The sequence below is a fragment of the Pseudarthrobacter sp. B907 genome, assembly GCF_040137805.1.
Lineage (GTDB): Bacteria > Actinomycetota > Actinomycetes > Actinomycetales > Micrococcaceae > Arthrobacter.
Genome location: NZ_JBEEQE010000043.1, coordinates 1 through 510 on the forward strand (window position 1 = coordinate 1; position 510 = coordinate 510).

A 510-nucleotide genomic window follows, 5' to 3' on the forward strand; every position below is an offset into this window, starting at 1 on the left:
GCGTCTGCAGGCCCGAGGCCAGCGAGTTGTACATCCGCGTCAGCACCAAGGTGGAGGCCGCCCCGGCGAAACCCAGATCCGTTTCCGGCTCGATGAAGTTTCCTGTGGCAGTGTTCACGGGATCATTCGCGTACCCGCTGGTGGGCATCGCACCGGCCGCCATCGGCGGATCGATTGCCAACCCGGACCGGTTCGCACTCACCCCCGCGGCCACGAGGGCCTCGTTCACGGCCGCGTCCGAGAGCGTCGAGACGCTGCCCTCACCGCCGGCGGCGGCAAAGGCATCGGCGATGGTNGGGCATCGCACCGGCCGCCATCGGCGGATCGATTGCCAACCCGGACCGGTTCGCACTCACCCCCGCGGCCACGAGGGCCTCGTTCACGGCCGCGTCCGAGAGCGTCGAGACGCTGCCCTCACCGCCGGCGGCGGCAAAGGCATCGGCGATGGTCACCGCCCATTTCGCGTCGTTTTCGTTGGCTCTCAGGTACTCCCGGTAAGCCCTGACAACA

1 protein-coding gene is annotated in these 510 nt (G+C 68.6%); it reads right to left on the minus strand.

Annotated features, from left to right (window positions below):
• Positions 1–163, minus strand: a 163-nt coding sequence (locus ABLI39_RS17470) for a DUF6531 domain-containing protein (RefSeq protein WP_502935247.1), incomplete at its 3' end; no start/stop codon positions are given.
• Positions 164–510 lie beyond the last annotated feature (347 nt).